Origin of the sequence: Streptomyces sp. NPDC060000 (assembly GCF_042737375.1) — a bacterium.
Lineage (GTDB): Bacteria > Actinomycetota > Actinomycetes > Streptomycetales > Streptomycetaceae > Streptomyces.
Genome location: NZ_JBHWUU010000076.1, coordinates 40,871 through 48,817, shown reverse-complemented (window position 1 = coordinate 48,817; position 7,947 = coordinate 40,871). Strand labels below are relative to the sequence as shown.

Annotated in this window: 8 protein-coding genes; all 8 read left to right on the top strand. The window is 67.5% G+C overall.

Annotated elements, in window-relative coordinates; genetic code table 11:
- Nucleotides 1-92: 92 nt before the first annotated feature.
- Nucleotides 93-704 (top strand): CDP-alcohol phosphatidyltransferase family protein, encoded by a 612-nt coding sequence (locus tag ACFWBB_RS32810; RefSeq protein ID WP_385279689.1) that lies wholly within the window; start codon nucleotides 93-95, stop codon nucleotides 702-704.
- Between the two features lie 112 nt (nucleotides 705-816).
- The gene (locus tag ACFWBB_RS32805; RefSeq protein ID WP_385279685.1) at nucleotides 817-3,312 is read left to right on the top strand and encodes a sugar phosphate nucleotidyltransferase; all 2,496 of its coding nucleotides are present in this window, start codon (nucleotides 817-819) and stop codon (nucleotides 3,310-3,312) included.
- Between the two features lie 97 nt (nucleotides 3,313-3,409).
- On the top strand, nucleotides 3,410-4,315 hold the full coding sequence (locus tag ACFWBB_RS32800; RefSeq protein WP_385279682.1) for a DUF881 domain-containing protein: 906 nt from the start codon (nucleotides 3,410-3,412) through the stop codon (nucleotides 4,313-4,315).
- Complete coding sequence (locus tag ACFWBB_RS32795) at nucleotides 4,312-4,644, top strand: small basic family protein (protein WP_020133151.1); 333 nt, start codon at nucleotides 4,312-4,314, stop codon at nucleotides 4,642-4,644. Before ACFWBB_RS32800 ends, ACFWBB_RS32795 begins: the two co-directional genes overlap by 4 nt.
- 5 nt (nucleotides 4,645-4,649) lie before the next feature.
- Entirely contained in the window at nucleotides 4,650-5,483 is an 834-nt protein-coding gene (locus tag ACFWBB_RS32790) for a DUF881 domain-containing protein (RefSeq protein WP_385279679.1), read from the top strand.
- A 190-nt stretch (nucleotides 5,484-5,673) separates the two neighbouring features.
- Complete coding sequence (locus ACFWBB_RS32785; protein ID WP_385279676.1) at nucleotides 5,674-6,450, top strand: FHA domain-containing protein; 777 nt, start codon at nucleotides 5,674-5,676, stop codon at nucleotides 6,448-6,450.
- Between the two features lie 44 nt (nucleotides 6,451-6,494).
- On the top strand, nucleotides 6,495-7,232 hold the full coding sequence (locus ACFWBB_RS32780; protein ID WP_385279673.1) for a MerR family transcriptional regulator: 738 nt from the start codon (nucleotides 6,495-6,497) through the stop codon (nucleotides 7,230-7,232).
- A gap of 84 nt (nucleotides 7,233-7,316) precedes the next feature.
- Nucleotides 7,317-7,790 (top strand): bifunctional nuclease family protein, encoded by a 474-nt coding sequence (locus ACFWBB_RS32775; RefSeq protein ID WP_004934251.1) that lies wholly within the window; start codon nucleotides 7,317-7,319, stop codon nucleotides 7,788-7,790.
- The last annotated feature ends 157 nt before the right edge of the window (nucleotides 7,791-7,947 follow it).

Genomic DNA, 7,947 nt, shown 5'->3' with positions numbered 1-7,947 from the left:
CTCTTGGGCACACAGCCCAAGAGCCGGAGCTTTTTTGCGTTGGGGTAAGGTCAGGGGGCATCGTTGGCTCATTTCCTACTGGAGGCCCCCGGGTGGAGGTCCAGGAGACCCGTGTCCAGACAGACCGGGTCCTCACCATCCCGAACATCCTCAGCATGGCGCGTCTCGTCGGCGTACCCCTGTTCCTGTGGCTGATCCTCCGGCCCGAGTTCGGAGGCCCGCAGAGCGACGGCTGGGCCCTGCTCGTGCTGGCTTTCAGCGGGATCAGCGACTACCTGGACGGCGAGCTCGCGCGGCGCTGGAACCAGATCAGCCGACTCGGCCGGCTCCTCGACCCGGCCGCTGACCGGCTCTACATTCTCTCGACTTTGGTAGGTCTCACCTGGAGGGAGATTCTTCCCGTCTGGTTGACCGCTGTACTTCTCGCCCGTGAGCTGGTTCTGCTGGTCATGGTCGGCATCCTCAGACGTCACGGCTATCCGCCGCCGCAGGTGAACTTCCTGGGGAAGGCGGCCACCTTCAACCTGATGTACGCCTTCCCGCTGCTCCTGCTCAGTGACGGAAGTGGGTGGCTGGCGTCACTCGCTGCTATTTTCGGATGGGCGTTCGCCGGATGGGGTACAACCCTCTACTGGTGGGCAGGAGTCCTCTACGTGGTACAGGTCCGCCGCCTGGTTCGTGCGGACGCCACGGCCGCCGACTGACCTCGCCGATTGGCAGCTGAAGTGGCTCGATGGCCCGCCGACGAAAAGTGCGGGACAATCTGGACGGGTGAAGTCGGCTAGACCGTCATCTCTTTAGGAGGACGCTTCCGACATGAAGGCCGTCGTGATGGCCGGAGGCGAAGGCACACGCCTTCGCCCAATGACCTCGAGCATGCCCAAGCCGCTCCTGCCGGTGGCCAACCGGCCAATCATGGAGCATGTGCTGAGGCTGCTCAAAAGGCATGGGCTCAACGAGACCGTCGTAACTGTTCAGTTCCTGGCATCGCTGGTCAAGAACTACTTCGGTGACGGCGAGGAGCTCGGGATGGAGCTCAGCTATGCCAACGAGGAGAAGCCACTCGGTACCGCCGGAAGCGTCAAGAACGCAGAGGAGGCGTTGAAGGACGACACCTTCCTCGTCATCTCCGGTGATGCCCTCACTGACTTCGACCTCACCGAGCTGATCACCTTCCACAAGGAAAAAGGCGCGCTGGTCACCGTCTGTCTGACGCGTGTGCCCAATCCGCTGGAGTTCGGCATCACCATCGTCGACGAAGAGGGCAAGGTCGAGCGCTTCCTGGAGAAGCCGACCTGGGGCCAGGTCTTCTCGGACACCGTGAACACGGGCATCTACGTGATGGAGCCCGAGGTCTTCGACTATGTCGAGGCCGACGTGTCCGTCGACTGGTCCGGAGACGTCTTCCCGCAGCTGATGAAGGAGGGCAAGCCGGTCTACGGCTTCGTCGCCGAGGGCTACTGGGAAGATGTGGGCACGCACGAGAGCTACGTGAAGGCCCAGGCCGACGTGCTCGAAGGCAAGGTCGACGTCGAGATCGACGGATTCGAGATCTCGCCGGGCGTGTGGGTGGCCGAAGGCGCGGAAGTGCATCCCGATGCCGAACTTCGCGGCCCTCTCTACATCGGGGACTACGCCAAGGTCGAGGCCGGCGCCGAAATCCGCGAACACACCGTCATCGGGTCCAACGTCGTCGTGAAGACCGGGGCCTTCCTGCACAGGGCCGTCGTGCACGACAACGTGTATGTCGGTCAGCACAGCAACCTCCGCGGCTGTGTCGTGGGAAAGAACACCGACATCATGCGGGCGGCCCGGATCGAGGACGGCGCTGTCATCGGCGACGAATGCCTGATCGGTGAAGAATCGATCGTGCAGGGCAACGTACGGGTCTATCCCTTCAAGACCATCGAGGCCGGCGCCTTCGTCAATACGTCGGTGATCTGGGAGTCCCGTGGGCAGGCGCACCTGTTCGGTGCGCGTGGGGTGTCCGGAATCCTGAACGTCGAGATCACGCCCGAGCTGGCCGTGCGCCTGGCCGGCGCTTATGCCACGACGCTCAAGAAGGGGTCCACCGTCACCACGGCCCGTGACCACTCGCGTGGTGCCCGTGCGCTGAAGCGGGCGGTCATCTCCGCGCTTCAGGCCAGCGCCATCGACGTACGGGACCTGGAGAACGTGCCGCTGCCCGTGGCGCGGCAGCAGACCGCGCGGGGGAGTGCCGGCGGGATCATGATCCGGACCTCGCCCGGAGTGCCGGACTCCGTCGACATCATGTTCTTCGACGGGCAGGGCGCGGATCTGTCGCAGGGGAGTCAGCGCAAGCTGGACCGGGTGTTCGCGCGCCAGGAGTACCGGCGGGCGTTCCCGGGAGAGATCGGCGACCTGCATTTCCCGGCCAGCGTCTTCGACTCGTACACCGGGTCGTTGCTGCGCAACGTGGACACGACGGGGATCTCCGAGTCCGGGCTCAAGGTCGTGGTGGATGCATCGAACGGCAGTGCCGGACTGGTGCTGCCGAGTCTCCTGGGCAAGCTCGGGGTGGACTCGCTGACCATCAATCCCGGCCTGAACGAAGCCAGGCCCACGGAGACGGGTGACCAGCGGCGCTCCGGGCTCGTCCGACTCGGGGAGATCGTGGCCTCGTCGCGGGCGGCGTTCGGCGTGCGGTTCGACCCCGTGGGTGAGCGGCTCTCCCTCGTCGACGAGAAGGGCCGGATCATCGAGGACGACCGGGCGCTTCTCGTGCTGCTCGACCTGGTGGCCGCCGAGCGGCGCAGCGGCCGGGTCGCCCTGCCGGTGACCACGACGAGGATCGCCGAGCAGGTGGCGGCGTACCACGGGACGCAGGTCGAGTGGACGACGACCTCGCCGGACGACCTCACCCGGGTGGGGCAGGACGAGACGACCATCTTCGGCGGGGACGGCAAGGGCGGGTTCATCGTCCCGGAGTTCAGCAGTGTCTTCGACGGCACGGCGGCCTTCGTGCGGCTGATCGGGCTGATCGCGCGGACGCAGCTCACCCTCAGCCAGATCGACGCGCGGATTCCGCGGGCGCACGTCCTGAAGCGGGATCTGGCGACCCCGTGGGCGGTCAAGGGCCTGGTCATGCGGCGGGTCGTCGAAGAGGCCGGAGACCGTTTCGTGGACACCACCGACGGTGTACGGGTGGTGGAGACGGACGGGCGTTGGGTGATGGTGCTGCCGGACCCGGCCGAGGCCGTCACCCATCTGTGGGCGGAGGGGCCTGACGACGCCTCCGCGCAGGCCCTGCTCGACGAGTGGGCGTCGGTCGTGGACAGCGCCGGGCGCTGAACCACGCGCACGCGTGCGTGCCGGACAAGTGTCCCCAAGGGGGCCTGTCCGGCACGCCGGTGGGGCCATTCGGAGGTACTGGGCGCGACGTGCGACGATGTGCGGCATGCCGCAGCAGCCCCCCGTTCGGAGCACACCCGCGCGCGTGTCGCGTCCGGACGCGTCCATGTCGCTGCTCACCAACGTCATGGACCACAGCCTCGACGACGGGTATGCCGAGGCCGCCGCCCGTAAGCGGGCCGAAGGCGTCGGCGGTCTGCCCAGGACGGTGCGGGCGAAGCTCGGTCTTGCCGTGGGCCTGGTGCTCGCGGCTCTCGTGGTCACCGTCGGTGCGGCGCAAGCGCGGGTGGCCGCACCGGTCGTGGCCAAGGAGCGCGAGGAGCTCATCGACCGTATCGACAGCGAGACCGATGCGGCCGACAAACTCGAGAGCACCGTCGACAAGCTGCGCGACGACGTGAGCGACCGGCAGCAGGAGGCGCTCAAGCAGAGCGGCGGCAGTGGCCAGGGGGGCCTGGTGGGCATCCTGTCGGGCGCGGTCGAGGTGCACGGGCCCGGCGTCAAACTGGTCGTGGACGATGCCAAGGAAGCCACCACGGGCGGTGACGGTGACCCGCGCGAGACCTCCGGTTTCTCCGACACCGGGCGGGTCCGGGACCGTGACATGCAGCGTGTGGTGAACGGTCTGTGGGCGTCGGGTGCCGAGGCCGTCTCCATCAACGGGCAACGGCTGACGGCGCTGTCGGCGATCAGGGCCGCGGGCGAAGCGATACTGGTCGACAACAAACCGCTGGTGCCGCCGTACACGGTGTTGGCGGTGGGGGACGGGAAGAACCTCAGCACGCGGTTCCAGAACAGTGCCGACGGGCTTTACCTGAACGCCTTGCAGGAGAACTACGGCATCCGGACGGCCATCTCCGTGGCGGACGACGTCCGGCTGCCCGCCGCACCGAGTGTGATCGTACGCACAGCGCAGCCGAGAACTGAGAAGGGCACATCGTGATCGCCGTACTGGGCCTCGTCGTGGGAGTCGTGGCCGGCCTGTTGGTCCAGCCCGAGGTTCCGGCAGCCGTCGTACCGTATCTGCCGATCGCCGTGGTGGCGGCGCTGGACGCCGTGTTCGGCGGGCTTCGGGCCATGCTCGACGGCATCTTCGACGACAAGGTGTTCGTGGTGTCGTTCCTGTCGAACGTGGTGGTGGCCGCGCTGATCGTGTTCCTGGGTGACGAGTTGGGCGTGGGATCGCAGCTGTCCACCGGAGTCGTGGTCGTCCTCGGTATCCGGATCTTCTCCAACGCCGCGGCGATCCGTCGACACGTCTTCCGGGCGTGAGGTCGATGAGCAACCAGGACGAGACGCCCGAGTACCGGCTGCGCAAGGAGCTGCCCGACGAGGTCCCCGTGACGTCGTCCGCGGACGGACCGGCCGAGAAGCCGGCCGAGCCCGTGCTGACCGGCCGGCAGCGGCTCGTGCAGGGCCTCTGGCCGCCGCGGGTGTCCAGGGCCCAACTCATCGTCGCCCTGTTGCTGTTCGGCCTCGGGTTCGGCCTGGCCGTCCAGGTCGCGTCCAACAGCGACAGCGGAAACGCGCTGCGCGGTGCGCGTCAGGAAGATCTTGTCCGCATCCTGGATGAACTCGGCGACCGCAGTCAGCGTCTTGAGGACGAGAAGCAGGGACTCGAGAAGCAGCGGCAGGAGCTGGAGAACAGCTCCGACCAGGCCGAGGAGGCCCGTAAGCAGACGGTCGAGAAGGAGAAACAACTCGGCATTCTGGCGGGCACCGTGGCTGCTCAGGGGCCGGGGATCACGATGGCCATCGATGACACGAAGGGGACGGTCGAGGCGGACATGTTGCTCGACGCGATCCAGGAGCTGCGCGCGGCCGGGGCCGAGGCGATCCAGGTGAACGGTGTGCGTGTCGTCGCCGGCACCTTCCTGACGGATTCCGGCAAGAGCGTGAGCGTCGACGGGAACAAGATCAACACGCCCTTTCGTTTCAAGGTCATCGGCAACCCGCAGGACCTTGAGCCGGCGCTGAACATCCCTGGAGGAGTGGTGCAGACTCTTGAGAAGGAGCAGGCCACGGTAACCGTCGAGCGGTCGGACAAGATCGTCGTGGATGCCTTGCGAGCGGCGAAGCAGCCTGACTACGCTCGGTCGTCGGGCCGGTGAACCGGGGGCGGATGGGGGGTATCCGGCAGGGGCATGAGGTTGCGGGGGGTCGACGCACCGATCGCGTGGTGCGTGGTGGAAACTGTCTGGTGGGCACGGACGTTGTGAAGGTGTCCGGGAAGACCGGTGTATTCAGTCAGGGTTCGTCCTGCCCCACGGGCGGGTCTGTTTCGGTCAAGGGGAATCGCCCGTGAAGTTGTTTGCGAAGTTGTTCGGCAAGAGCGCGCGAGAGGGCAGCGACAACGCGACCGCTCGTCATCGCGCACAGCCCGACGCGGAAGGTCAGCGGCCGCTTTTCAGGGATCAGGTGGGTGGTCCGGGTGGCGACATTTCCGGTGGCCAGGGCGCGGCGTCTGTTGACCCTGCGCAGGCCGGCGGCATAGGTTTCGGCCAACCGTCAACCTCGAGTGCGGGTGGAGGGTTTTCCCCTATGTCGGCCCTGGTGTGTACGAGGTGCGGTAACCGCAATGCGGAGAACAGCCGCTTCTGTTCCAACTGCGGCGCGCCGCTGCGCCCCGGGCTGACGCCCGAGCGTGCGTCGGAGACGACCTCCACGATCTCCATCTCCGGTCTCGAGGCCTACGACGCCGAGGTCACCGGTCAGACGCAGTTGCCCGCGCTCTCGCCCGAGGCGCAGGCCGCGGTCGACGCGCTGCCGCTCGGTTCCGCCCTGCTCGTCGTGAGGAGGGGCCCGAACTCGGGCAGCCGGTTCCTTCTGGACGGTGATCTGACCACGGCCGGTCGGCACCCGCAGAGCGACATCTTCCTGGACGACGTGACGGTCTCGCGTCGCCATGTGGAGTTCCGGCGCAATCCGGACGGCACGTTCAAGGTGGCGGACGTCGGCAGTTTGAACGGCACGTACGTCAACCGGGAGCGGATCGACGAAGTTCCTCTGTCGAACGGTGACGAGGTGCAGATCGGCAAGTACCGGCTGGTCTTCCACGCAAGCCAGCGGGGCTACTGACCCTCCTCCGGGCGCCGTCCGGGGGGACTCCCCAGGGAAGGTCCATGCTTCAAACACCGAGGGGCGGTGTCGGACACGGCACCGCCGCCGCGGACGGTGGTCCGATGAGCATCGGCGCCGTGCTGAACGCGCTGCGCGACGAGTTTCCCGAAGTCACCATCTCCAAGATCCGTTTCCTGGAGTCGGAAGGCCTCATCGAGCCGCAGCGGACCCCTTCGGGGTACCGGAAGTTCAGCGTGCAGGACGTCGAGCGCCTCGGCCACGTCCTGAGGATGCAGCGGGACCACTATCTGCCGCTCAAGGTCATCCGTGAGCACCTGGACGCCTTGGAGCGCGGTGAGGCCGTGCCGGTGCCCACCGTGGGCCGGCAGCGGGACGGCGAGGCCGTTCCGGAGCCGTCGGAGGGGCCGACGGCCCCCCGGATCGGCCGGTCCGAGCTGCTGGCGGCCGCGGGGATCGGTGAGCCGGAGCTGGCGGAGTGGGAATCGTACGGTCTCGTCACGCCCTTGGAGGACGGGGTCTACGACGCGGAGGCGGCCACGGTGGCCGCGCTCGTGGCCGAGCTGGGCAGGTTCGGGATCGAGCCCCGGCATCTGCGGGTGATGAAGGCGGCGGCCGATCGTGAGGCCGGGCTCGTGGACCAGGTGGTCGCCCCGCTCAGGCTCCACCGCAATCCGCAGACCAGGGCGCACGCGCAAGCCCGTACCAGGGAGCTCGCGGGGCTCACGGTGCGGCTGCACGCGGCGCTGGTGCAGACGGCGCTCGGGGTACGGCTGCCCTGAGCGGGCGGTCTGGCCCTGGGCGGATCGGTCACCCGTTCCCGGCCCGACTACCCAAACGTCCCGGGCACGGCCTAGGGTTGCTGTGTGAACGAGCTCGATGTCGTAGGTGTCCGGGTCGAGATGCCCTCCAACCAACCGATCGTGCTGCTGCGCGAAGTGGGAGGCGACCGTTACCTTCCCATCTGGATCGGGCCGGGTGAGGCGACGGCGATCGCCTTCGCCCAGCAGGGCATGGCTCCCGCGCGACCGCTGACCCACGACCTGTTCAAGGACGTGCTGGAAGCCGTCGGCCAGGAGCTCACCGAAGTGCGCATCACGGACCTGCGGGAGGGCGTCTTCTACGCGGAGCTGGTCTTCGCCAGCGGGGTCGAGGTCAGCGCGCGTCCGTCGGACGCCATAGCGCTGGCGCTGCGTACGGGGACACCGATCTACGGCAGTGACACGGTGCTCGACGACGCGGGGATCGCCATCCCGGACGAGCAGGAGGACGAGGTGGAGAAGTTCCGCGAGTTCCTCGACCAGATCTCGCCCGAGGATTTCGGCACCAGCAACCAGTAGTCGGCGGCGACCAGGAGCCGGCACGTACGCGAAACGCGGGCGTCCCGCACGGGGGCGCCCGCCCGGTTTTTGGGCAAATGCCAATGGCGAGTGAGAGCGTCCTACGGCTACTTCTCAGCGCATTCGGCTAGCCTTTCCCCGCGGCGGGGTGCGGGAA